The 23,347-nt window shown below is 63.5% G+C and carries 19 protein-coding genes; 15 read left to right on the forward strand and 4 right to left on the reverse strand.

Annotated features, from left to right (window positions below):
* The first annotated feature begins 66 nt into the window (after positions 1-66).
* From MSTE_RS24040 to ppc, 3 genes are all read left to right on the forward strand, one after another.
* A complete protein-coding gene (locus tag MSTE_RS24040) occupies positions 67-1,227 on the forward strand; it encodes an NAD(P)/FAD-dependent oxidoreductase (protein WP_096505003.1) in 1,161 nt (386 codons plus the stop codon).
* A gap of 55 nt (positions 1,228-1,282) precedes the next feature.
* Positions 1,283-2,116, forward strand: a complete 834-nt coding sequence (locus MSTE_RS24045) for a glycoside hydrolase family 16 protein (protein ID WP_030097571.1) — start codon at positions 1,283-1,285, stop codon at positions 2,114-2,116.
* Positions 2,117-2,188: 72 nt separating this feature from the next.
* Entirely contained in the window at positions 2,189-4,978 is a 2,790-nt protein-coding gene (gene ppc, locus MSTE_RS24050; protein ID WP_096505005.1) for a phosphoenolpyruvate carboxylase, read from the forward strand.
* A 4-nt stretch (positions 4,979-4,982) separates the two neighbouring features.
* Here ppc and MSTE_RS24055 read toward each other — a convergent pair whose 3' ends face one another.
* On the reverse strand, positions 4,983-6,155 hold the full coding sequence (locus MSTE_RS24055) for an NAD(P)/FAD-dependent oxidoreductase (RefSeq protein ID WP_096506339.1): 1,173 nt from the start codon (positions 6,153-6,155) through the stop codon (positions 4,983-4,985).
* Between the two features lie 86 nt (positions 6,156-6,241).
* Positions 6,242-6,862 (reverse strand): mycothiol-dependent nitroreductase Rv2466c family protein, encoded by a 621-nt coding sequence (locus MSTE_RS24060; RefSeq protein WP_096505008.1) that lies wholly within the window; start codon positions 6,860-6,862, stop codon positions 6,242-6,244.
* Between the two features lie 215 nt (positions 6,863-7,077).
* Here MSTE_RS24060 and MSTE_RS24065 point away from each other — a divergent pair, with 215 nt between their 5' ends.
* The 3 genes from MSTE_RS24065 to MSTE_RS24075 are packed head-to-tail and all read left to right on the forward strand — an operon-like array spanning position 7,078 to position 10,615.
* Positions 7,078-7,497, forward strand: coding sequence for an MmpS family transport accessory protein (locus MSTE_RS24065; RefSeq protein ID WP_096505010.1), 420 nt, complete (start codon positions 7,078-7,080; stop codon positions 7,495-7,497).
* A 29-nt stretch (positions 7,498-7,526) separates the two neighbouring features.
* Positions 7,527-10,310 carry an MMPL/RND family transporter gene (locus MSTE_RS24070; RefSeq protein ID WP_193442046.1) on the forward strand — a complete coding sequence of 928 codons (2,784 nt, stop codon included), beginning with the start codon at positions 7,527-7,529 and terminating at the stop codon, positions 10,308-10,310.
* A 35-nt stretch (positions 10,311-10,345) separates the two neighbouring features.
* Positions 10,346-10,615: a metal-sensitive transcriptional regulator gene (locus MSTE_RS24075; protein WP_030097577.1), complete on the forward strand. Its 270-nt coding sequence runs from the start codon at positions 10,346-10,348 to the stop codon at positions 10,613-10,615.
* Positions 10,616-10,645: 30 nt separating this feature from the next.
* Here the strand turns inward: MSTE_RS24075 and MSTE_RS24080 are convergent, their stop codons facing one another.
* Together MSTE_RS24080 and MSTE_RS24085 are read right to left on the reverse strand one after the other, a co-directional pair.
* The gene (locus MSTE_RS24080) at positions 10,646-11,077 is read right to left on the reverse strand and encodes a pyridoxamine 5'-phosphate oxidase family protein (RefSeq protein WP_096505014.1); all 432 of its coding nucleotides are present in this window, start codon (positions 11,075-11,077) and stop codon (positions 10,646-10,648) included.
* Between the two features lie 47 nt (positions 11,078-11,124).
* The gene (locus MSTE_RS24085) at positions 11,125-11,670 is read right to left on the reverse strand and encodes a TetR/AcrR family transcriptional regulator (RefSeq protein WP_096505016.1); all 546 of its coding nucleotides are present in this window, start codon (positions 11,668-11,670) and stop codon (positions 11,125-11,127) included.
* Positions 11,671-11,821: 151 nt separating this feature from the next.
* Between MSTE_RS24085 and MSTE_RS24090 the strand changes: the two genes are divergently transcribed.
* From MSTE_RS24090 to MSTE_RS24130, 9 genes are all read left to right on the forward strand, one after another.
* On the forward strand, positions 11,822-12,589 hold the full coding sequence (locus MSTE_RS24090) for an SDR family oxidoreductase (protein ID WP_096505018.1): 768 nt from the start codon (positions 11,822-11,824) through the stop codon (positions 12,587-12,589).
* 56 nt (positions 12,590-12,645) lie between these two features.
* Positions 12,646-13,581: a patatin-like phospholipase family protein gene (locus MSTE_RS24095; protein ID WP_096505020.1), complete on the forward strand. Its 936-nt coding sequence runs from the start codon at positions 12,646-12,648 to the stop codon at positions 13,579-13,581.
* Positions 13,582-13,705: 124 nt separating this feature from the next.
* A complete protein-coding gene (gene poxB / locus MSTE_RS24100) occupies positions 13,706-15,445 on the forward strand; it encodes a ubiquinone-dependent pyruvate dehydrogenase (RefSeq protein WP_096505022.1) in 1,740 nt (579 codons plus the stop codon).
* Between the two features lie 49 nt (positions 15,446-15,494).
* Positions 15,495-16,835, forward strand: a complete 1,341-nt coding sequence (locus MSTE_RS24105) for an AAA family ATPase (RefSeq protein WP_096505024.1) — start codon at positions 15,495-15,497, stop codon at positions 16,833-16,835.
* Between the two features lie 75 nt (positions 16,836-16,910).
* Positions 16,911-17,750 carry a hypothetical protein gene (locus MSTE_RS24110; protein ID WP_096505026.1) on the forward strand — a complete coding sequence of 280 codons (840 nt, stop codon included), beginning with the start codon at positions 16,911-16,913 and terminating at the stop codon, positions 17,748-17,750.
* A gap of 186 nt (positions 17,751-17,936) precedes the next feature.
* Entirely contained in the window at positions 17,937-18,272 is a 336-nt protein-coding gene (locus MSTE_RS24115) for a helix-turn-helix transcriptional regulator (protein ID WP_157997739.1), read from the forward strand.
* A gap of 68 nt (positions 18,273-18,340) precedes the next feature.
* Positions 18,341-19,969: a glutamate synthase-related protein gene (locus MSTE_RS24120; RefSeq protein WP_096505030.1), complete on the forward strand. Its 1,629-nt coding sequence runs from the start codon at positions 18,341-18,343 to the stop codon at positions 19,967-19,969.
* Positions 19,966-21,909 carry a thiamine pyrophosphate-dependent enzyme gene (locus MSTE_RS24125; protein WP_193442047.1) on the forward strand — a complete coding sequence of 648 codons (1,944 nt, stop codon included), beginning with the start codon at positions 19,966-19,968 and terminating at the stop codon, positions 21,907-21,909. Before MSTE_RS24120 ends, MSTE_RS24125 begins: the two co-directional genes overlap by 4 nt.
* A gap of 92 nt (positions 21,910-22,001) precedes the next feature.
* Complete coding sequence (locus MSTE_RS24130) at positions 22,002-23,339, forward strand: HNH endonuclease signature motif containing protein (protein ID WP_096505034.1); 1,338 nt, start codon at positions 22,002-22,004, stop codon at positions 23,337-23,339.
* Positions 23,340-23,347 lie beyond the last annotated feature (8 nt).

Consider the following 23,347-nt stretch of genomic DNA (forward strand, 5'->3'; position numbering starts at 1 on the left):
CCACTCTGTGTGTTGCTGCGTCTTAGACCGACCATACGGCGGTCGTTACGACCTACCCTCGGATACGTGAGCCAGTCCATCGATACCGAACTCTCCGTCGACACCATTGTCGTGGGAGGCGGGATGTCAGGTGCGTCGATTGCCTACGAGTTGGCCGAATATCAAACCGTCGCACTGCTGGAACGCGAATCGACCCTGGCGTTTCACACCACCGGAAGGTCTGCGGCCACCTTCATCGAGAACTACGGAAATCCCGTCATCCGTATGTTGACGGCGGCGAGCCGCGACTTCTTCACCGAACCCCGCGAGGGCTTCGATGCTCAGCTCGCCACACCCTTGCCGCTGCTGATCATCGCCGATGACACGCATGCGGAGACGCTGCGCCAACTACATGATCAGGCCCTGCTCCAGGGGTGTCACACGGAATTGGTCGACGGTGCGGTCGCCGAGGAGATCAACCCGTACCTACGTCCCGGGCACACCCGATTGGCGACGATCGATCCGACTCCGATGGAGCTGGACGTGCACGGGCTGCACCAGGGCTACGTGCGCGGGCTGCGCCGCCGTGGCGGAAGCATCGTCAAGTCGGCGCCCATCGTGAGTAGCACCCGCCGTCAGGGCAGGTGGATCCTGCGGGACTCGTCCGGACGACAATTTGAAGCGGCCACCGTCGTGAACGCCGCCGGTGCCTGGTGCGATGAAGTCGCGCAGGCCATGGGCGCGCACCCGGTGGGGATCATGCCGCTTCGACGTACCGCCTTCATGGTGTCCGCGCCGCAGGAGAGGTCTGCCGGCTCGATTCCTATGACACTGGACACCTCAGACACCTTCTATTTCAAACCCGACGGCGCCCAGTTCCTGTGCTCGCCCGCCGACGAGACGCTTCAGGCACCCGGAGACCCCCGACCCGACGAGCTGGAGATGGCGCGGGCGATCGGGATGATCAACGAGGCCACCACCCTCGGTATCCGGACGGTGAACTCCGCATGGGCGGGGTTGCGGTCCTTCACCCCCGATCGCACGCCGGTTGTCGGGGAAGACCCGGATATCGAGGGCTTTTTCTGGTACGCCGCCCAAGGTGGTTATGGCATCCAGATGGCCCCGGCGCTCGCGCGAGTTGGTGCCGCACTGGCCGCGCGCAGCCCGGTTCCGGAGGATCTGGCCGCCCGCGGACTGGACGTCGCAATGCTGTCGCCCGGTCGCGAGTCGCTGCGCGCCCGCCACTAGCAGCCGTACCGCAGACCCGGACCGCGCCGAGCGAATCCTGTTATCGTCGGCGTCGATGGTGAACATGGATCGGCGCCGGATGATGGCGTTCTCAGGGCTTGGCATGTTGGCAGCAGCGGCTTCTATGCCGCAGGCGTGGGCGCAACCGGCACCACAGAACCCACCCAACCGGCCGCCAGCGGCACCCCCCACCGGCAAGTACGTCTTCGTCGATGAGTTCGACGGCCCAGCCGGGTCGGCGCCCGACGGGTCCAAATGGGCTGTGTCGAAGGCTCGCGAGTCCATGAAGGACCCGACCTTTTGGGAGCTCCCCGAGAACGTCGGCCAGTACCGTGACGACCGCAAGAACGTCTACATCGACGGCAACTCGAATCTGGTCATCAAGGCCGCCAAGGAAGGCAATACCTACTACGGCGGCAAGATCTACAGCACCACCGAACTTGGCATCGGCTACACCTGGGAAGCGCGCATCAAGTTCAACTGCCTGACCCCGGGCGCGTGGCCCGCGTTCTGGCTCGGCAGCGACCAGGACGGTGAGATCGACATCGTCGAGTGGTACGGCAACGGCAGTTGGCCGGCCGCAACTACGGTGCACGCCAAGGCAAACGGCTCGGAATGGAAGACCCACAACCTGACCCTGGACAGCGGCTGGCACACCTGGCGCACCCAGTGGGACGACAAGGGGATTCGCTTCTGGCGGGACTACACCGACGGGGCGGCGCCGTACTTCGATGTCCCGGCCAACTCCCTGGCGGACTGGCCGTTCAACAATCCCGGGCACAAGGCTTTCGCGGTGCTGAACCTGGCCGTGGCCGGATCCGGCGGTGGTGATCCGCGCGGCGGCACCTACCCCGCGGAGATGCTCGTCGACTGGATCAGGGTCTGGTAGCTCAGCTGCCGATCTGGTCTCATCATCGGCGCTCATCGTGCGAGCGGCGGCGTTGCCACGGATACTCGATCCATGGCTGAGGTTACGGATCTTGCACCGATAGGCGCCGTCACCCGGACACAGGTGGGCCGGGAGGCCACCGAGCCGATGCGTGAAGACATCCGGCTGCTGGGCACCATCTTGGGTCTTACGGTGCGTGAGCAGTGCGGCGACGAAGTCTTCGAGCTCGTGGAGCGGGCGCGAGTGGAGTCGTTCCGGGTGCGCCGATCAGAGATCGATCGCGCCGAACTGGCGCAGCTGTTCGACGGCGTCGACATCCACCGAGCCATCCCCGTCATTCGGGCATTCACCCATTTCGCGCTGCTGGCCAATGTGGCCGAGGACATCCATCGAGAGCGCCGGCGGGCCGTGCACGTCGCTGCGGGCGCACCACCGCAGGACAGTAGCTTAGCCGCCACGTACCTCAAACTCGATGCCGCACAACTTGCTTCGGATCGCGTTGCGCACGCTCTCACCGGCGCGCTGGTGTCGCCGGTTATTACCGCTCACCCGACGGAGACCCGCCGTCGTACCGTGTTCGACACCCAACATCGCATCACCGAGCTCATGCGGCTGCGTATGCAGGGACTGACGCAGACCGAAACCGGCCGGGATATCGAGCGCGAACTTCAGCGGCACATTCTCACGCTGTGGCAGACGGCATTGATCCGGTTGTCCCGGTTGAAGATTCAAGACGAAATCGCCGTGGGGCTGCGTTACTACCCGGCCTCGTTCTTCGAGGTGATACCTGAGATCAACGCCGAGATCCGCACGGCGCTACGCCGCCGGTGGCCGGATGCCGAGTTACTCAGCGAGCCGATTCTGCGACCCGGATCGTGGATCGGTGGTGACCGGGACGGAAATCCGAACGTCACCGCCGAGGTAGTGCATCTTGCGACAAGCAGTGCCGCACAGACGGCGATCGCCTACTACTTCGAACAATTGGTGGCACTGGAGCAGGAGCTCTCGTTATCGGTCCGCCTGGTCACGGTTTCTGCCGATCTGATCGCATTGGCCGAGCAGGGCGGCGAAACCGACCGGGCAGACGAGCCCTACCGCCGCGCACTACGCGTCATCCATGCGCGCCTTACCGCGACGGCCGCGACCATCTTTGACCAACTGCCGGAGCACGGCCTGGATCTAGGCCTGATTCCGTACCGCGCACCGGACGAACTACTACGAGACCTCGATATCGTGGATGCGTCGTTGCGTGCGCACGGCAGCGTAGTGCTGGCGGACGATCGACTACGTGCGTTGCGAGAATCCGTTCATGTCTTCGGTTTTCATCTCAGTGGGCTGGACATGCGGCAGAACTCGGATATCCACGAAGAGGTGATCTCCGAGTTACTTGCCTGGGCCGGTGTGCATTCCGACTACCGATCGCTCTCGGAGCCTCGGCGCATCGAGGTACTTGTCGCCGAGCTACGCACCCGGCGGCCCCTGATCGGCGAGGGCGCCGAGCTCTCCGAGCTTGCCCGCAAGGAACTCGATATCGTCGCCGCTGCCGCGCGGGCGGTTCAGACCTACGGGCCCCGGGCGGTTCCCAACTACATCATCTCGATGTGCCAATCGGTTTCGGACATGCTGGAAGCGGCAATTCTCTTGAAGGAAGCGGGATTGCTGGACGCTTCACGACCACGACCATTCTGTCCGGTGGGCATCGTGCCGCTGTTCGAGACCATTGACGACCTGCAACGTGGTTCCGCCATTCTTGAAGCAGCCCTGGAACTTCCGCTTTACCGGGCCCTGGTGGCTGCTCGAGGCGAGAGCCAGGAGGTTATGCTCGGGTACTCGGACTCCAACAAGGACGGCGGCTATCTGGCCGCCAACTGGGCTCTGTACCGCGCCGAACTAGACCTGGTGGAATCTGCCCGCAGGAACGGAATTCGGCTGCGGCTCTTCCACGGTCGTGGCGGTACCGTGGGACGGGGCGGTGGTCCGAGTTACGACGCCATCTTGGCCCAACCGCCTGGGGCGGTATCCGGATCGCTTCGTATCACCGAGCAGGGTGAGGTGATCGCCGCCAAGTACGCCGAACCACGTGCGGCCCACCGCAACCTCGAGACGCTGCTGGCCGCAACGCTGGAGTCGACACTGCTCGACGTCGAAGGACTAGGAGAGGCGGCCGGCGCGGCCTACGAAATACTCGATGACCTTGCCGCGCGCGCCCAACGTACCTACCGCGAACTGGTGCACGAGACACCAGGTTTTGTCGAGTATTTCAAGGCATCGACACCGGTCAACGAGATCGGTGCACTCAATATCGGCAGTCGGCCAACCTCCCGTAAGCCCACCACATCGATCGCCGACCTGCGCGCCATCCCATGGGTTTTGGCCTGGAGCCAGTCGCGGGTGATGCTGCCCGGCTGGTACGGGACGGGAGCCGCGATCGAACAGTGGATCGCCGAAGGCGACGGACGACTTGAGGTGCTGCAACAGCTCTACCGCCGATGGCCGTTCTTTCAGACGGTCCTGTCCAACATGGCCCAGGTGCTGGCCAAGTCAGACATGGGGTTAGCAGCCCGCTACGCCGAACTCGTCGACGACGAAGCGTTGCGGCACCGGGTTTTCGACAAGATCGTGGCCGAGCACGACAGAACCATTGCCATGCATCAATTGATCACCGGGCATGAGGATCTGCTTGCAGACAACCCGGCGCTGGCACGTTCGGTGTTCAACCGCTTTCCGTACCTGGAGCCCCTCAACCACCTACAGGTGGAACTGCTGCGCCGGTACCGGTCCGGCGATCAGGACGAGTTGGTGCAGCGCGGCATACTGCTCACGATGAGCGGTCTGGCCACCGCGCTGCGCAACAGCGGCTGAGATATCAAGCTCCGGAGCGTGACTCCCACATGTCACGCCATTGCGCTTCCTCTTCTTGCTTGTCACGATGCTGGCCGGTGGAAGGTTCGGTGAGTGTGATCTCTGGATGCGGCAGTGTGAAGAAGTCGCCTTTACCCTGTGCCGCACGATGCTGCCCGGTGTCGAGGTAGCAGTACCCCAGTCCCGAAAGTACCGCGGTCCGGTCGGACCTCTCAAGGTAGTGAAGTACGTTTTGGGCAGCCGCTTTTGCACCGTTCTTGGCGAAGATGGCGGCCTTCGGTAGTGGCCTGCCGGAGGGTGATGTCACCGACACGGTGTCGCCGATAGCCCAGATGCCCTCGTAGGGCGTTTGCATGGTCTGCGCGTCGACGCCGATCCATTCCGGCCCGTCGATAGTGACAGACGGCTCGTGAGGCGGCACGAACACCAACAGGTCGAAGCTCACTGTGGTGCCGTCGGCGAATACGACGACCTTTCTATCCGGGTCAACACGTTCTGTGGTGTGTTCACCATGAAAGGTGATGTCGTTGTCCCTGAGTAATTGCACCAGTTGCGGTCCCGCGTAGGGGCCGGCTGAGGGCATCGGGTGCTTCTCCGGCGTGTACACGCTGATATCGACATCCGATCGCATGTTCTTGTCGTTCAAGAAGTCCGAGGCCAGCAGGGCTCCTTCGTAGGGTGCTATCGGACAACGGTAAGGCTGTGAAGTCACCAGGAAGACGATCTTGCTTCCCGAGAAATGCTCCAGAGCGCGCCTGGCATCGCCGGCCGCATCGACACCGTAGTAGTGCACCGCCTCACCTCGTGCTACTGCTTCGCTCAGGCCCGGAATCTTGTCGAGGGCATTGTGCGCGCCGGTGGCGACGATGAGCGCGTCAAAGTCCAGAGTCGATGCATCGGAAAGGGTTACGGTGCGCGCAGTGGGATCGATGCCGATGACGGAGCCGGTGACAGTGGTTATCCCCGACAGCGCCTCAGAGCTGGGCCGTATCGGCACACTAGCCGCGTCGCGCCAGCCCCTCATGACCCACGGCAAGGTAAATCCCAGAAAGTGCGCGAAGTCTTCGTCAACGATGGTGATGTCGAGGTCGCCCAGTGGCACCTGCGACTGACGGAATTCGTTGATCGCGCTCAGACCGCCGATTCCGGCACCCAGGATGACAACCTTCTTTTTCATGTTCTGTGATCCCTCTTCCTGAACAGGCCCCTGTTCGGGCACTTTGTTTTTCACGGACGTAGAGCGTGGCGACCACATGCCCGGATCTAATGCGCCGGGCGCGGACGCTGCAACTGGGTGAACTCCGGCACACCCGCCAGCACGATGACCGCGTCAAAAAGCGCGCGCGCGTTGCCGTGCTCCGGTAACGCCGTCAACACAGGGCCGAAGAACGTGCGGCCGTTGATCTGCAACAACGGGCTGCCGCCGACGTCTCCCAACGCCTGCTGCCCGGACTCATGAGAGGAACGGACCAGTGCATCGAGGGAACCGTCCGATAGCGATTCACGTGACACCCCGTGGGGTGTGACCGCTGCCAGTACCCGGTCCACCAGATGTGCGCCGACGGGCATCGACTCATCGAAATACAGTTCACCGAAGCTGAAGTACGCGGTGCGCAGGCCCTGCTGACCCAACTCACGATGGACGGCGGCCATCAGTCGACCCACCTGTCGCGAGTCATCCATGCGTGCTTGTTGTGCGGGCGGGAGCGCCCTACCCTCATTCAAGACGGCGAGGTTCATCAGCTGCCAATCGATCGACAGGCCCGACCGGTCCGCGACTGTGTCCAGCCATCGCGCGGTATTCCAGGAGAACGGGCATACCGGGTCGAGCCACACCCTCACATCGAACGTGTCGGCTTGTGCAGAACCACTGTCTGTGGACATTCGGCGTCTCCCATCACTGCTCGCAAGCTCGTTCTCACTCCGTTTATACCATACCCCCTACGGTATATAAGGCGGGATGAGATTCCGTCCATATACCGTAGGGGGTATGGTATTTGTAGAGTCGATGCGAGTGGAGAGGGCGCACGTCGGCGCCGAAAATATTTGATCTACAACAGAAAGGTGGCCGGAAGGTGCGCACAGCGATATTTGCCGTTATGCGGCGCGCGTGGGTTGCGTTGGTTGTCGCATGTGCAGTGGGTGTCGGCGCAATCGCCGTGAATCACCTGCGCGGAGCGTTCGGCTCCGAACCCATATTCTCCGCCACCGGCAGCAGTGCACAGCCACTCGCGCCGTCCACGATCAAGCACGTGCGATACGAGATCTACGGCCCCACCGGCACCAGGGGTGCGGTGAGCTACCTGGACAAGGACGCTCAACCACGGTCCGCTGATTTCGCCAGTTTGCCCTGGACCTACACAATCGAAACTACCGTACCGGCGGTGATTGCCAGCGTTGTGGCGCAAGGCAATAGCGCCGCGATTGGGTGCCGGATCACCGTGAACGGCCGAATCGAAGATGATCGGTCTGCCGACGGGCACCGCGCCCAGATCTCCTGCCTGGTGAAAGCCGCATGAACCCTTCTGCTCAAGAACGCCCTGCCTTCATGCGATTGGTTCGCAGATTCGCTATCCCCATTGTGCTGGCCTGGCTGCTACTGACCGTGGCGGTGAACCTGCTTGTACCGCCGATCGAGTCGGTGGCAAGAGATCATGCGGTGACGATGTCGCCGCATGACGCGCCGGCGATGATGGCGGCCAAGCACATCGGCGAGAAGTATCGCGAATCTGACTCCGACAGCATCGCCATGATCGTGCTGGAGGGCGACAAACCGCTCGGCGAATCGGCACGCCACTACTACGACAACCTGGTACGCGCGCTGCGGGCGGACACCGGCCACGTTCAGCATGTTCAGGACGTGTGGGGCGACCCACTGACGGCTTCCGGCGTTCAGAGCCGCGACGGTCAAGCCGCCTACGTACAGCTCAATCTGGCTGGTGACCAGGGCAGCACGCTCGGCAACAAGTCGGTGGCAGCGATCCGCACAATCGTGGACAACTCCACCCCACCGCCGGGCCTCAAGGTCTACGTCACCGGCCCGGCCGCACTGACGACAGACATGAATGAGGCCGCCGACAAAAGCATGCTGATCATGATGGGCGTGACCGGCGCAGTCATCATGATCATGCTCCTCATCACGTACCGCTCCGTCAGCACGATGCTGCTGGTTCTGGTCATGGTCGGCTTCGAGATGGGCACCGCCAGAGGTGTTGTCGCGATTCTCGGTAACTACGATCTCCTGGGATTCTCGACATTCGTGGTGGCCATGTTGTCCTCGTTGGCGATTGCCGCAGGAACCGACTACGCCATCTTTCTCATCGGCCGCTATCAGGAAGCGCGCCAAGCCGGCCAGGATCAAGAAACCGCGTACTACACCATGTTCCGGGGCACCGCCCACATCATCCTGGGCTCTGGTCTGACCATCGCCGGTGCAACACTGTGTCTGCATCTCGCGCGACTGTCGTACTTCAAGGCCCTCGGCATCCCATCCGCACTCGGGCTGCTCGTCGTTGTCGCAGGCGCCCTCACCGCGGCGCCCGCCGTCGTCGTCCTCGCAACCAGGTTCGGGCTGCTGGAACCCAAACGAGCCGTGAAAGTTCGACGGTGGCGGCGTATCGGCACCGCCACGGTGCGCTGGCCCGGCGCGGTGCTTGCCGCCTCGCTGGGCATAGCGATCATCGGTATCGCGATCATGCCGACCATGAAGGTCAGCTACAACGACCGGTTCTACATACCGGCCGACCTGCCCTCGAACGTCGGCTACGCGGCCGCAGAACGCCATTTCACCGCCGCCACAATGAATCCCGACATCCTGATGGTCGAGAGCGATCACGACATGCGCAACTCCGGCGACATGATCATCCTCGACAAGATCGCCAAAGACGTGTTCCATTCGCCGGGAATCGCCATGGTACAAAGCATCACCCGCCCCTTGGGCGGCCCGATTGAGCACACCTCCATCCCCTTCCAGATCAGTGCCCAGTCGATTCCGATCCAACAGAATCTTCAGTTCATGAAGGACCGTACAGCCGACATGCTCACCATGAGTGAGGATCTCGGCTCCATGATCGGCTCCATGGAACACATGCGATCCCTACTGGGCCACATGAACAACGCGACTCATCGCATGAGCACGGACATGACAGATGCGACGGCAACACTCAACGAGATTCGAGACCATCTGGCCGACTTCGACGACGCGATACGACCACTGCGCAACTATCTCTACTGGGATCAGCACTGTTTCGATATCCCGGCATGCTCTGCCATACGTTCGGTGTTCGACGCCATCGACGGTGTCGACACATTCAGCGACACGATGCGCACACTGACCGCAGACGTCGGAAACGTCGACGCAATCATTCCCCACATGGCGGCCCAATTCCCACCGATCATCGCCGTGGCCAAGTCCATGCGCGCGAGCCTGCTGACCATGCACAGCAGCTTCTCGAACCTGGTGACACAGATGGCGCAGATGACCGACACCGCTAGCGCGATGGGACAGGCCTTCGACGCCTCCCGAAGCGGCGACTACTTCTATCTACCGCCAGAAGCATTCCAGAATAAGGACTTTCAGCGCGGACTGAGACTGTTCCTGTCTCCCGACGGCACAGCCGCGCGCTTCATCATCACCCACGACAAGGACCCGGCCACCCCCGCAGGAATCTCCTCAGTCATCTCCGAGTTGGAAGCCGCCCATCAAGCCGTCAAGGGGACCGCCCTGACCGACGCGGAGTTCTACCTCACCGGCACCGCCGCGATCTACCGCGACATCCAATCCGGCTCTCACTATGACCTGTTGATCGTCGGAATCGCAGCCGTGACACTAATTTTCGCCGTGATGATGATCATCACGCGCGCGCTGGTCGCCTCACTGGTCATCGTCGGCACCGTACTGCTGTCCCTCGGCGCCGCATTCGGGCTCTCGGTGCTGGTGTGGCAACACATTTTCGGTCTTGAGCTCAACTGGATCGCTCCGGTCTTCGGACTGATCATCCTGCTGGCTGTCGGCTCCGACTACAACTTGCTTCTCGTATCCCGATTCCAGGAAGAGATCGGTGCGGGACTCAAGACCGGGATCATCCGTTCAATGGGAGAGACCGGCGGGGTCGTCACGTCCGCGGGGCTGGTATTCGCATTCACCATGATGTCCATGGCTGCAAGCGATTTGAGCTCGATCGGCCAGGCCGGAAGCACCATCGGTCTGGGCCTACTATTCGACACACTCATCGTGCGCTCACTGATGACCCCGTCCATAGCCGGGTTGCTCGGCCCATGGTTCTGGTGGCCGCTGAGAGTACGCACGAACCCTATACCCAGGAGGGTATAGTAGCCAGTAGCTAGGCGCCCCCGAAAGGTAGAAACATGATCGACGATCAAGACAGCATCACCGCGATCCTCAGCAGACTGCGCCGGGCACAGGGTCAGCTCAACGGCGTCATCAACATGATCGAGAACGGACGCGACTGCAAAGACGTCGTGACTCAGCTGGCTGCCGTATCACGAGCCCTCGACCGCGCAGGGTTCAAGATCGTCGCCACCGGGCTGCGGGAATGCATCACCGCCGATCGCAATGGCGACACCGCGCCCATGACCGAGGCCGAGCTCGAGAAACTGTTTCTCGCCCTGGCGTGAGCGCGGTGACCCGCGCCCGCCTTTCGCGGCTCAGAGATCGTCCGAGAAATCCGCGGTGAACCAGCGGTCCGGACGGATCGTGAACAGCACGTTGTCTCCACCGTCGTAGCTACGCACAAAATCGCGGCCGCCCTCCTCGCCGAGGTACCGGATGGCGATTTCCACCCGCGCCGCCTCCGGGGCCGGCTGAGCAGTTTCCACGACACTGCCCTCGACGATCACGTACTGATACGGCAGCTCTTCGTGCTGGACGGTCAACGTCACCACCCCAGCCTGCTCGATCAGCCGTGCCTTGCGATTCGCCGCACTCGTACTGATGCGGATGTTTCCACCGGGGACGTAGTCGTACCAGATCGGCACGCTGGCCGGCGGGCGCCCGTTGTCGGCCGTAACCGACAACACGGCGATGTGCTTGGCCGCGAGAAATTCCTGACGTTCTGCTTCGGTGAACTGACGTGGCATACCGCGTCAAACCCCGGTATCTGTCGGCCTTATTCCCGTACCTAGATTCATCTGGATTTGATCCCGCCGAACAGATTGGTGAGCAAGGCGTCCACAAAATCCGCTGTCAGCGGCTGGTCGGGTATCAGCAGCCGGTGGTAGCAAGCGCCCCACAATTGGTCCACGACAACTTCCGGGTCCACGGTCGCATCGAGCTGGCCGCGTTCCTGCGCGCGGCGTAGCGCCGCAACCGCAAGTGCTCGCCGTGGGCCCGAATACCGTTGCAGAAAAGCCACTTTGAGGTCGGGATCGAGCTGGGCCTGACCAATGAGCTCGCCGATGATTCCGCCACCAACCGAGTCCCGGATGACGCCGAGGAACGCGCCCAACTGGCTGCGCAGGTCACGCTCGATCTCCCCGGTATCGGGGAACCCCAATTCCGGCTCAACCTTTCGGAAGTAGCCGTCAAGCGCGAGGGCACCCTTCGACGGCCACCACTTGTAGATCGTCATCTTGCTCGCACCAGAAAGTGCAGCGACCTTCTCAATGGTGAATCCGCTCATCCCGTCGGCGAAGAGCAGCTCTCCCGCCGCCTGCAGCACTTCCTCGCGCACCTCGTCAGCAGGGCGACGTCCTCGGCGCGGTTGCCTCACCACGTCCCGTTCTGCCTGGGTCACCGTCGCCCCGTCCTCTTGCCAACTATGTGTACGTACCGTACATTATTTATATGTACGATATGTACACATAATTGATCGGAGGTCGCGCATGAAGATCACAGGCAACACCGTGTTCATCCCCGGAGCCACCAGTGGCATCGGCCTGGAACTAGCCCTAGCGTTGCAGGCCAAGGGCAACACCGTGATCGTCGGCGGCCGCCGTACAGAGCTACTCGAGCGAATCTCCGCCGAGCACCCCGGAATCTCAGCCGTGCAGATCGACATCTCCGATCCGGCGAGCATTCACACCGCTGCCCAACAGGTACTCACCGATCATCCCGGCGTGAATGTCCTCATCGCGATGGCCGGGATCATGCGGGTCGAGGACTGGCACCACCCCGAGTCGTTCCTTCAGTCGGCCGAGGAGATCGTCACCACGAACGTGCTCGGCCCGATTCGGTTGATCGCCAACTTCGTCGAGCACCTACAGGCCCAACCGGAAGCCACCATCATCACGGTGTCGTCCGGGTTGGCCTTCGCGCCGCTGAAGGTCACGCCCAGCTACAACGCGTCCAAGGCAGCCATCCACATGCTCAGTGAGACGATCCGGCTGCAGCTCGCGGATACCACCGTCGCGGTCAAGGAACTCCAGCCACCCGCGGTTCGCACAGACCTCATGCCGGGACAGCAAGAGAGTGATTTCGCAATGCCACTGAAGGACTTCGTCGATGAGGTGGTCACTCTGCTGGAGACGCAGCCCGATGCCAACGAGATCCAGGTAGAGCGGGTGAAGTTCCTGCGCTACGGCGAGTCACGCGGCGACTACGACCACGTCGTCGCGACGCTCAACGCCTCCGATCCCCACGCTCGCCAGTAACGGGTGTCGCACACCTCACCTGGATACCTCGCTTCACTCTTGCCAAGATTGAGTGGATGACTGACGAGGCGAGTACCGGCGCACCCGGCACCAAGATCGCGCTGGCGCTGGGCGCCGGCGGGGCCCGGGGTTACGCGCATATCGGTGTGATCCAGGAACTTCGCGAGCGTGGCTTCGAGATCTCCGGGATCTCGGGATCCTCGATGGGTGCGCTGGTCGGCGGTTTGGAAGCGGCCGGTGCACTCGACGGATTCACCTCGTGGGCGACCTCGTTGACGCAGCGCGCGGTACTGCGGCTGTTGGACCCGACCTGGACCAGCCCCGGCTTCTTCCGTGCGGAGAAGATTCTGGACGTGGTGCGCGACCTGCTCGGCGACGTCGCGATCGAAGATCTGCCGATCCCTTTCACCGCGGTCGCGACCGACTTGATCGCCGGTAAGTCGGTGTGGCTACAGCGCGGCTCATTGGCTTCTGCCATTCGCGCATCCATCGCGATTCCCGGAATGATCTCTCCACACGTACTCGACGGCAGAGTGCTGGCCGACGGCGGTGTTCTCGATCTGATGGCGGTTGCGCCGCTGGCCGGGGTGCACGCCGAGCTGCGAGTGGCGGTAAGCCTCAGCGGAGGCGAAGAGGTACGCGCCCCGGCGCCGCCGCTGGACCCCGAGCCCCGTGAGCCGCGCGTGACGACGGAGTGGCTGAACCGGCTGCTGCGCAGCACCTCGGCGCTGTTCGAAACCGATGGCACCGAGGCCGCCGGCCAACCCGATCCCGCCGCGAAACTGACGAGCTTCGAGGTGATGAACCGCACCATCGAGGTCATGCAGTCCTCCCTTGCCCGCATGCAGCTCGCGGCACACCCGCCTGATGTTCTCATCGAGGTGCCGCGCAGTGTCAGTCGCAGTCTGGATTTTCATCGCGCTTCCGAGGTCATCGAAGTCGGGCGCCGTTGCGCCGCTGAGGCTCTCGACGCATACGCGAACACGAACTAGCCGTTGCCATCCCGCCCACCAGTCGAATGACTGATGGCCGACCACCGCGCCCGCCGCTAGCATCCAATGAAGAGCGTCAACCGTCCCCGACCGCCCAGCACGCCTCATCCCCTTGGAGGGCACCATGGCCCGCACAGTCTCGCAACTCATCGTCGATACCGTGAAAGCCGCTGGTGTTCAACGTATTTATGGACTTCCCGGTGACTCGTTGAATGGCTTTACCGAGGCTCTGCGCCGCGATGGCACCGTGGAGTGGGTTCACGTGCGCCACGAGGAGGCGGCGGCATTCGCCGCAGGAGCCGAGGCCGCACTGACCGGCACTCTTGCGGTATGCGCCGCCAGCTGTGGTCCGGGCAATCTGCATCTCATCAACGGGCTCTTCGACGCGCACCGCAGCCGCGTTCCCGTCCTGGTAATCGCATCGCACATTCCCAGCGCCGAAATCGGCAGCGGCTACTTCCAGGAAACGCATCCACAGAATCTGTTCGCCGAATGCAGTGTGTACAGCGAGCTGGTGAGCAGCGTTGAACAGCTGCCGTACGTCTTGGACACCGCCATACGGGCCGCACTGGATCAACGGGGCGTGGCCGTCCTGACAATCCCCGGAGACATCCTCAGCGCCAAGACAGACGTGGCACCGCCCTCGGCTCCTATCGTGGCGGGCATCGGGACCCGTCTGCCCGATCCGGAGTCCCTGGAGCGAGCGGTACGTGTGTTGAACGGATCCAACGCGGTCACGATCCTCGCCGGGGCCGGCTGTGAGGGCGCCCATGCCGAACTGCTGGCGGTAGCCCGCACGCTGCAGGCCCCTATCGTGCACACGTTGCGCGGCAAGGAATTCGTCGAGTACGACAATCCGTTCGACGTCGGCATGACGGGCCTGTTGGGATTCCGTTCCGGGTACGACGCACTCGAGGACACCGAGGTGCTGCTGATGCTCGGAACGGATTTCCCGTATCGACAGTTCTATCCACCGAAGGCCACCGTGATTCAGGTCGATATCCGCGGTGAACACATCGGCCGACGTGTCCGGGTGGATGTTCCACTCATCGGTTCGGTGAAAGACACCTTGCAGCAGCTTAATTCGACACTTCTTCCGCATTCCGACGGCAAGCATCTGGAGCGCGCGAGGGAGAACTACACGCGTACGCGGGCTCAGCTCGACCGGCTGGCGGTGGACGATCGCAATCAGACGCCCGTGCGGCCGGAACTGGTAGCGCGCAGGATCGACGAGTTGGCGGACCAGGACGCGGTGTTCATCGCCGATGTCGGTACTCCCGTCATCTGGGCCGCGCGCTACCTGTCCATGAACGGCCGACGGCGCCTGCTCGGCTCGTTCAACCACGGCAGCATGGCGAATGCGGTACCTCAGGGAATCGGGGCCCAGGCATCACACCGCGGTCGCCAGATCATCACGCTCTCCGGCGACGGCGGGCTGGCGATGATGCTGGGAGACCTCATCACACTGACCCAGTCGCAGCTGCCTATCAAGATGGTGGTGTTCAACAATGGCGCGCTCAGCTTCGTAGAGCTGGAAATGAAGGCCGCAGGCATCGTGAACTACGGTACGGCCCTGGATAATCCAGTCTTCGCCGACGTCGCGAGGGCGCTCGGGATTCACGGCGTCCGTGTGGAACGCCCCGATCAACTCGACGCCGCGTTGTCGGATGCCTTCAGTCACGACGGTCCGGCCCTCGTGGAAGTGCTCACCGCCCGCCAGGAGCTCTCGATTCCACCGACCATCACGGCGGCACAGGTGGCAGGCTTCTCCCTGTGGGCAACGAGAACCCTGCTGTCGGGCCGCGGCGACGAGCTGATCGACCTGGCCAAGACGAACCTCGGCGCACGCCTGCGCCGTCGGTAAGTCTCAACCACCGCTGCCACGCGGTCCTGGCGCTACCATCGCAAACGCCATGACCGCTCCTCATTCCCCTCCTTCGTTCGTCGGGCGCGACAACCTGCGCGACGCGGTCAGGCGCGTCGCGACCACGACGGATAACCCGCCCAACGTGCTACTCCTGCTCGGGGAGGCCGGGATTGGTAAGTCAGCGCTGCTGCTGAATGCCACCGCAGCTGCCGCGAACGCCGGAGTCCGGGTGCTCTTCGCCGCCGGGAGTCAGCCAGATCTGCTGCATGCCTACACGTCCCTGGCTGAACTCATCTGCCCCTTGAACGAGCACGTCAACGCGCTGCCCAGACTGCTGCGTGACACCCTCAACGATATCCTCGGTATCGACGGCACACCCTCACCACGCAGTCCTGCCGTCATCCGGCACGCGCTCCTTGCTCTCCTGAAATCCGTAGCCCGTGAACGCCCGCTCCTTCTCGCGATCGACGATGTCGACCTTCTCGACCGCGATTCACGTGAAGTGCTGACCTCAGTGTCACGCAGGCTCATCCACACTCCCATCTCGGTCATCATGACCGGCCGACACCGAGATGGGCTGCCGGGCTTCGACTCGGTCATCACCGTCATCGACGTACCGGCGCTGAACGATCGTGAAGCGAGTGATCTCCTCGATACACAGACGCCGCCTCCCGATCGTGGCGTTCGCGGTGAGATCATCCGGTGGGCGGGCGGAAATCCGCTGGCGCTGATCGAAGGGGCACGCTTCTACGGCCTTTCCGGCGCCACGGTGTTCCGCGGAAACAACATGGCCGGATACCGCGGTGCGCATTCCATCTTCTCCATAGAGCTGGCAGCACTCGACGCGACCACCCGGAAACTATTGTTGTACAGTGCCTCTGGTTCGGGATACGAAACCGTGGACATCATCACCGACGTGGCCGGCTACGGCTCCGACATGTCCGTCTGGAACGATGCGGAAAAAGCAGGGCTGCTGAGTATCACCCCGGATAGGTTGATCAAGTTCTGTCATCCGCTGCTTCGGACCCTCGCCTACACCGATTCAACCCTGACCGAACAACGCGCCGCCCACCTCGCCTTCGGACAATCCCCGTTACTCGACAATGCCTGCCGCGCATGGCATCTGACTGAAGCAGCGGGCGGGCCAGATGAGGCCATCGCGTCCGCACTGGAGCAGTCTGCGCAGCTGGCCCAGGAGCGCGGAGGCTACCTGGAGGTCACGCGTGCGCTGCAGCGTGCCGCAGAGTTGAGTCCACACGGTGACGACGGTGCGCGCCGGTATGCCCGCGCCGCGGCCGCCGCGAACTTCGGCGGCGATACCGCGTGGGCACTCATCCTCTGCGACAAGGCTTCTCAGCTAACCAATCAACCCGATATCCTCGGTTAGGCCTCCCTCACCCGAGGTTCCATCCGGCTGCAATCAGCACAGGCGACCGAGGCCTTCGAATTGGTTCTCCGCTGCATGGAGGGCGCATCGCCTCCGGAGGGTCGGCTGGCCCTTACGCTGGCCTATCTGGGCGCCTCGGCCTCGTACTACTCCGGGGATATCGCACACCGCGAGGCCCTCCAGAAGTGGCTTCCCCGCCTCCCTTTCGACGACACCGAGCAGGAGGAGACACAGGCCGAATTCTTGACGTTCCCGGAGGGCGCCGCCGCCCTGCAGCGCACCTACATCGGCATGTACGCCGATACCGCCTCTTCGGGGCACGTCAGGCCGACATCCTTCGACCGGTGCTGGCTCACACCGCAGGCACCGATCTTGGAACCTTTTCGGCATCTGGTGGTAGGCGTGATGGCTGCCTCCACCGACGATTCCGACCTTGCCGTTCGCCATCTCTCGGAGGCGGTGGAATCCCTCAAAGGCAGTGGAGGCATGCGGGGCTTCACCTATGCGATAGCTCCCCTTTCCTGGGCACTGCTGGACACGGGCCGCTGGAGTCAACTCGACGAGCTCCTTGCCGCCACCACGGACCTGTACGAACTCCACGATCTCGCACTACTGAGCAGCGAAACAGCCGTGTGTCGTGCGCAGCTGCTCGCGTATCGCGGTGACGTCACGGCAGCGACAGCGATGTTGCGAGGTATCGATACGTCCTCGTCGAGCACGCTGTCAGGAGCTACACGTGCGGCGCTGACGCGCGCACAGGGCTGGACGGCGTTCCTCCACAACGACTTCGACGGCGCGTATCAGTATTTCCGCGCGCAATTTCATGCCGACGGGATGCCCACGCACTTCGTCGTATCGCACCGCGGGGTCGCCGAACTGGCCTGGGCGGCCGCGCCGAGGAGGTCCGGCCGTTGATCGACGCCATCGGAGGCCAATTGGACTCCGCGTCACCCACCCGGATCCGGCTTCTGCATCACCAGGCGATGGCGCTGGTGTCCTCTACCGCGAATGCGGAGAACTACTTCCGGCTCGCGGTAGACGATTCCACCGGAGATCAGTGGCCGATCGAACGCGCGCGCCCGCCTGCACTACGGAGAGTGGTTGCGCCGAGCGCGTCGTCCCGCCGAGGCACGTCCACTCCTATCTACGGCCCTGGCGGTTTTCGAGCGCCATGGCGCCGAGGCACTGGCGGCACTCGCCCGTGCCGAATTGCGTGCGGCAGGCGTCGTCTCGAAATCCGTCCGGACCACAGCCGGCCTCGAATCGCTGACCGCGCAAGAACAGCAGATTGTCAGGCTGGTGGCGTCTGGCATGACCAACCGCCAGATCGGCGATCAGCTCAACCTCTCACCTCGCACCATCGCTTCTCACCTGTATCACGTCTACCCCAAGCTGGGGATCAGCCGACGGCACGAGCTGCGCGATCTGATCACGTAGCTGGGCCCGCTCACCGCACCAGTCATATGACTGATGCGCTCATGTCCACGGTGACGCATAGTGCACCCATGACTACCCTGCCCACAGCGGCACTGCAGGTGGCAGAGCTGTCGGCGCTCCCCGAGGGGGCGCCCTACGCCACCACAGTGAGCGGCGTGGACATCGTTCTGATCCGTCAGGACGAGAATGTTTCGGCGCTGTACGGGCGCTGCGCACATCGCGGTGCCCTGATGGTCGACGGCCACCTCGAAGGCGACCTCCTGGTCTGCGGGGTCCACGGCTGGCGTTATGAGGTGGACAGCGGCATCTCACCGGTCAATCCCTCGGTCGCACTGACGAAATTTCCCGCCTGGGTCTCCAACGGCACTGTCTACGTGGATGAATCGGCAGTGTCGGCATTCGCAAAGGTACATCCGGTGTCGTACGAGGACGACGGCTATCAGGGTGCGTGGATCAAACCTTCTGATACCGCGGAGGAGCTCTTCGTCACCCAGATTCACGAGCTCGCCGCCCACGGGCTCGACAGAGTCGGGCATCACGGGACGATGGCGGCCATGGGAGTTCCGCGCGACAAGCTGCCCTCGTGGGATTCGATTCAGGTAGTGACCGGCCAGCTGGCCCGTCTGCCGCTGCTGGACGACGAACCCGTCGACACCCGAACAGTGATCGGCCCGGGCGCACGGCGCCCGCTGACCCTCGATATCCCCCTGTTTGTCAGTGATATGAGTTTCGGGGCACTCTCGCAAGAGGCAAAGATCGCGCTGTCCGCCGGTGCCGAGCTCGCCGGAACGGGCATCTGCTCGGGCGAGGGCGGCATGCTCCCCGAAGAACAGCAACACAATTCGCGATACTTCTACGAGCTGGCCTCCGCCAGATTCGGATGGAGCTTCGAGCACGTCAAAAAGGTGCAGGCCTTTCATTTCAAGGGCGGCCAGGGCGCCAAGACCGGCACCGGCGGGCATCTGCCCGGTAACAAGGTCGTCGGGAAGATCGCCGAAGTCCGCGGTCTCGCACCGGGCACCCCCGCGATCTCGCCGGCTCGCTTTCCCGATTGGACATCCCTGGACCAATTCCGCGACTGCGCGAACGAGGTGCGCGAGTTGTCGGGGGGAATCCCGGTCGGCTACAAGATGAGCGCGCAGCACATCGAGCGCGATATCGACGCGGCGCTCACCATCGGCGTCGACTACATCATTCTCGACGGTCGTGGAGGTGGCACCGGTGCTGCACCAATTCTCTTTCGCGACAACATCTCCGTACCGACCATTCCGGCTCTGGCCCGCGCGCGTAGACATCTCGATCGCTCCGGTGCCCGGGAGGTGACCTTGGCGGTGACCGGCGGCATCCGCACCGCGGCCGACATGGTCAAGGCGCTGGCGCTGGGCGCCGACGCCATCGGCCTGTCCAACGCCGCTCTGCAAGCCATCGGCTGTGTCGGCATGCGCGCCTGCAACACCAACACCTGCCCCGTCGGCATCGCCACCCAGAATCCAGCGCTGCGTGATCGTCTGCCCATCGACCTTGCCGCCATGCGATTGCAGCGATTCCTGCAGTCCACCGTCGAGCTGATGACAATACTGGCCAGGGCATGCGGGCATCGCCGTCTTGCCGACCTGGAGCTCGACGATCTCGTCACATTCGACCGCGACTTCGCATACCTCAGCGCAGTCCCCTACGCAGGAGCGATACCACTGTGATCGAACAGGAACTGGTCTGGCACAAGGCGGCTGATCAGGATGCGCTGGATGAGGGTGAGGTGACGGTCTGCCCGGTGGGCCTGAAATCCGTGGCGTTGACCAAACTGCACGGCCGTTTCGGTGCCATCGACAACCGCTGCCCCCACCAGGGCGGTCCGCTGGGTCAGGGCACCCTGGAGAACGACAAGATTCGTTGTCCCTGGCATGGATTCGACTTCGACCCGTTTACCGGCGAGGCAGCCGGCGGACCCGACTTCGACGTGCTGACCTATCCCGTGGACGTGCGCGAGGACGGCGTATACGTGGGCACTCCACCGCCGGCTCCTCATGTCCGCACGGTCAGCGACGTGCTGATTGAGACCATGACCAACTGGGGTGTGGACACCGTCTTCGGCATGGTCGGACACTCGAATCTCGGTGTCGCCGAGGCGATGCACCGGGCCGAAGGCGACGGCAAGTTGCGGTACTTCGGCATCAGGCACGAGGGCGCGGCAGCCTTCGCCGCCTCGGCATACGGGAAGCTGACCGGACGCCCCGCCGCGTGTTTCGGTATCGCGGGCCCAGGCTCGACGAATCTGTTGACGGGGCTGTACGACGCGAAGGCCGATCGCGCACCGGTGCTGGCCATCTCGGGCAACGTGGATTCATCGGTGGCCGGTAAGGGCACCTTCCAGGACATCGATCTGCTGGCGGCTTTCGCCGACGTGTCCGTGTATTCGGCGATGGTGCGGTCGGGCTCCGACCACGCTGAACTGATGACCATGGCGCTCAAGCACGCCATCCTGGAGCGCGGTGTCGGCCATCTTGTGCTGCCCGACGAAGTTCAGGTGCTCCCCGCGCCCGACAATCCGGCCGCCGGGCCGCAGGGCCGCATGCCGGATCTGCGGGTGGGCCCACCGGCAGCGGCGCTCGACGCGGCGCTGCGTCTCATCGAATCGGCCACGCGCCCAGTGATCGTGGTGGGCGCCGGTGCGAAATTCGACATGGCGGCCATCACCGCGCTGGCCGAGCGCCTGAGCGCCCCGGTCCTCACCACCTTCAAGGCCAAGGGTCAGATCTCCGACCGTCATCCGCTCGCCGGCGGGGTGCTGGGGCGCTCGGGTACACCGGTTGCGTCCTGGATGATGAACAAGACCGATCTGCTCTTGGTATTCGGCGCATCGTTCTCGAATCACACTGGCATCTCGCCCTACAAGCCGACCATTCAGGTCGACACCGACCCACTGGCGCTCGGCCGCTTCCGGCCGGTCACGGCGCCGGTGCTCGGTGACGTCGGCGTGACGGCCACGGCCCTGTCCGATGGGCTCCGGACAAACCCGTCGTTAGTCGATCAACGCCCCGAGCTCGCGCAACGCTGGTCGGTATGGCGCACGGAAAAAGCGCGCCGAGCCGCCGCCCCCGCACATGGACGGGTACCTGCTGCCGCCGTCTTTCATGAGCTCAACGGCCTGGTGCCCGAAAATTCGGTACTGACAGTCGATGTGGGAAATCACGCATACTCGTTCGGCCGCTATTTCGAGCCCACCGCACAGTCGGTGCTCATGTCGGGATACCTCGGCTCCATCGGCTTCGGTTTTCCCGCCGCCATGGGCGCCTGGGCAGCGGCCCCGGATCGGCCCATCGTCGCGGTGACCGGTGACGGCGGCTTCGGTCAGTACCTCGCCGACTTCACCACTGCCGTGAAGTACGACATGAACATCACCCATATCCTGCTCAACAACGGCGAGCTGGCCAAGATCAGCGAGGAACAGCGCAGCTCCGAATACGCCGTGTGGCAAACCTCGCTGCACAATCCGTCGTTCGCGGAGTTCGCCCGCGACTGTGGAGCGTATGGCAGGCGCGTGAGCGATGCGGCCGAGCTGAATCCGGCGATCGCCGAGGCGCTCAGCCATCCTGGGCCTGCCCTGGTTGAGATCCTGACGGACCCACGGTCGCACTAGAGGATCCCCCGGGTTATCCACAATCGGCAGTTGGTCCACAACCAGGGTCTGGTGCACGGTGCGGCTCAACAGATTCCCCTAAAGTCGAAAGTGTGTTCGATTTATTGGGAGACGCGGATCTGATCGATGTGGTCACGTCGGCACAGCGTGCCGAGGCGCAGGCATGTGCCCGACGCTTGGACGCTATCGGCGTGCTCGTCGACCGGCACGCTGACCTCGACAAGGCCGATGCACGGGACCGTCACCCCCTGGATCGCTGGGACAGGGTTGCCGCCGAAATCGCGGCGGCTCAGGGCATCACCCAGGCATTGGCCTCCAGCCAGATGCGGTACGCCCAGGTTCTGCGGCACCGCCTCACGGGAGTCGCTGAACGCTTCGCCGCCGGTGATCTTGACTTCAGGACCGTCGCACTGATCGTCAACCGGACCGAACTCGTCGACAACGATGCCGTGGTCACCCAGGTCGATACCGCGATTGTGCGGGCCCTGCCCCACTGGGCGCGCTGGTCACATAAACGCATCACCGCGGCACTCGATGCGTTGGTGCATCGCTTCGATCAGGACGCCGTGCGGCGCAACAGATCCGCCAAGGAGGGCCAGCACATCGAAATCCGCCCCGTCGGCACCGGCGAACCCGTCGTCGAGATCCGGGGCACCCTGCAGGCCACCCATGCCGTCGCGCTGGACAAACGTCTCGATCTTCTGGCCAATACTGTGTGCCCGGCAGATACACGCACCAAAGCCCAGCGCCGTGCCGATGCGGTCGGCGCGTTGACACGGGGTCTTGATCAGATGCGTTGCACCTGTGGGCGTCCCGACTGCGCTGGACGCGATATCGCCGATGTCGCGGTCGTCGTCAACGTGATCGTCAACCAGTCAACCCTCGATGGTCAAGACGACGTACCCGCCCATGTCCCCGGCTTCGGGGTGCTTGCCGCCGAGCAGGCGCGCACCGTGGCCGCCGGCGCCCGCACTCGGATGCTCGCTGACTCCCAGAGCACCGGATACCGTCCATCCGACGGGCTTGTGTCCTTCGTGCGATCTCGCGACCAGCTCTGCCGATTCCCCGGCTGCGAGGCAGCCGCAGACCGGACGGACACCGACCACACCGTGCCGTGGGCCGCGGGCGGCCCCACCACTGGCGCCAATCTGAAAGCGTTGTGCCGCAAACATCATCTCTTGAAGACCTTCGGCGGCTGGACCGAGATCCAGGAGCCCGACGGCACCGTGCACTGGAAGGCCCCAACGGGGCACACCTACGTCACCACTCCTGCCAGCCGCTTCCTCTTTCCCGCCCTTACCCGGCTACGCACCCGAAAACAGGAACGCGACCGTCGGCACCGCTCGGAACGAAGCCTCAACCGCCACCACCGATTACAACGCGAAGCAGCGCTGTCCGCACTCGCCGCCCAAGATCCGCCACCGTTCTAGGGCGCCTT

This window comes from [Mycobacterium] stephanolepidis (assembly GCF_002356335.1).
Lineage (GTDB): Bacteria > Actinomycetota > Actinomycetes > Mycobacteriales > Mycobacteriaceae > Mycobacterium > Mycobacterium stephanolepidis.

Excerpts from the sequence above, each read along its gene's own strand:
- MSTE_RS24045 (WP_030097571.1), top strand. The coding sequence starts at position 1,283 with ATGGTGAACATGGATCGGCGCCGGATGATGGCGTTCTCAGGGCTTGGC.
- ppc (WP_096505005.1), top strand. The coding sequence starts at position 2,189 with ATGGCTGAGGTTACGGATCTTGCACCGATAGGCGCCGTCACCCGGACA.
- MSTE_RS24055 (WP_096506339.1), bottom strand. The coding sequence starts at position 6,155 with ATGAAAAAGAAGGTTGTCATCCTGGGTGCCGGAATCGGCGGTCTGAGC.
- MSTE_RS24060 (WP_096505008.1), bottom strand. The coding sequence starts at position 6,862 with ATGTCCACAGACAGTGGTTCTGCACAAGCCGACACGTTCGATGTGAGG.
- MSTE_RS24065 (WP_096505010.1), top strand. The coding sequence starts at position 7,078 with ATGCGGCGCGCGTGGGTTGCGTTGGTTGTCGCATGTGCAGTGGGTGTC.
- MSTE_RS24070 (WP_193442046.1), top strand. The coding sequence starts at position 7,527 with ATGCGATTGGTTCGCAGATTCGCTATCCCCATTGTGCTGGCCTGGCTG.
- MSTE_RS24075 (WP_030097577.1), top strand. The coding sequence starts at position 10,346 with ATGATCGACGATCAAGACAGCATCACCGCGATCCTCAGCAGACTGCGC.
- MSTE_RS24080 (WP_096505014.1), bottom strand. The coding sequence starts at position 11,077 with ATGCCACGTCAGTTCACCGAAGCAGAACGTCAGGAATTTCTCGCGGCC.
- MSTE_RS24090 (WP_096505018.1), top strand. The coding sequence starts at position 11,822 with ATGAAGATCACAGGCAACACCGTGTTCATCCCCGGAGCCACCAGTGGC.
- MSTE_RS24095 (WP_096505020.1), top strand. The coding sequence starts at position 12,646 with ATGACTGACGAGGCGAGTACCGGCGCACCCGGCACCAAGATCGCGCTG.
- poxB (WP_096505022.1), top strand. The coding sequence starts at position 13,706 with ATGGCCCGCACAGTCTCGCAACTCATCGTCGATACCGTGAAAGCCGCT.
- MSTE_RS24105 (WP_096505024.1), top strand. The coding sequence starts at position 15,495 with ATGACCGCTCCTCATTCCCCTCCTTCGTTCGTCGGGCGCGACAACCTG.
- MSTE_RS24110 (WP_096505026.1), top strand. The coding sequence starts at position 16,911 with ATGGAGGGCGCATCGCCTCCGGAGGGTCGGCTGGCCCTTACGCTGGCC.
- MSTE_RS24120 (WP_096505030.1), top strand. The coding sequence starts at position 18,341 with ATGACTACCCTGCCCACAGCGGCACTGCAGGTGGCAGAGCTGTCGGCG.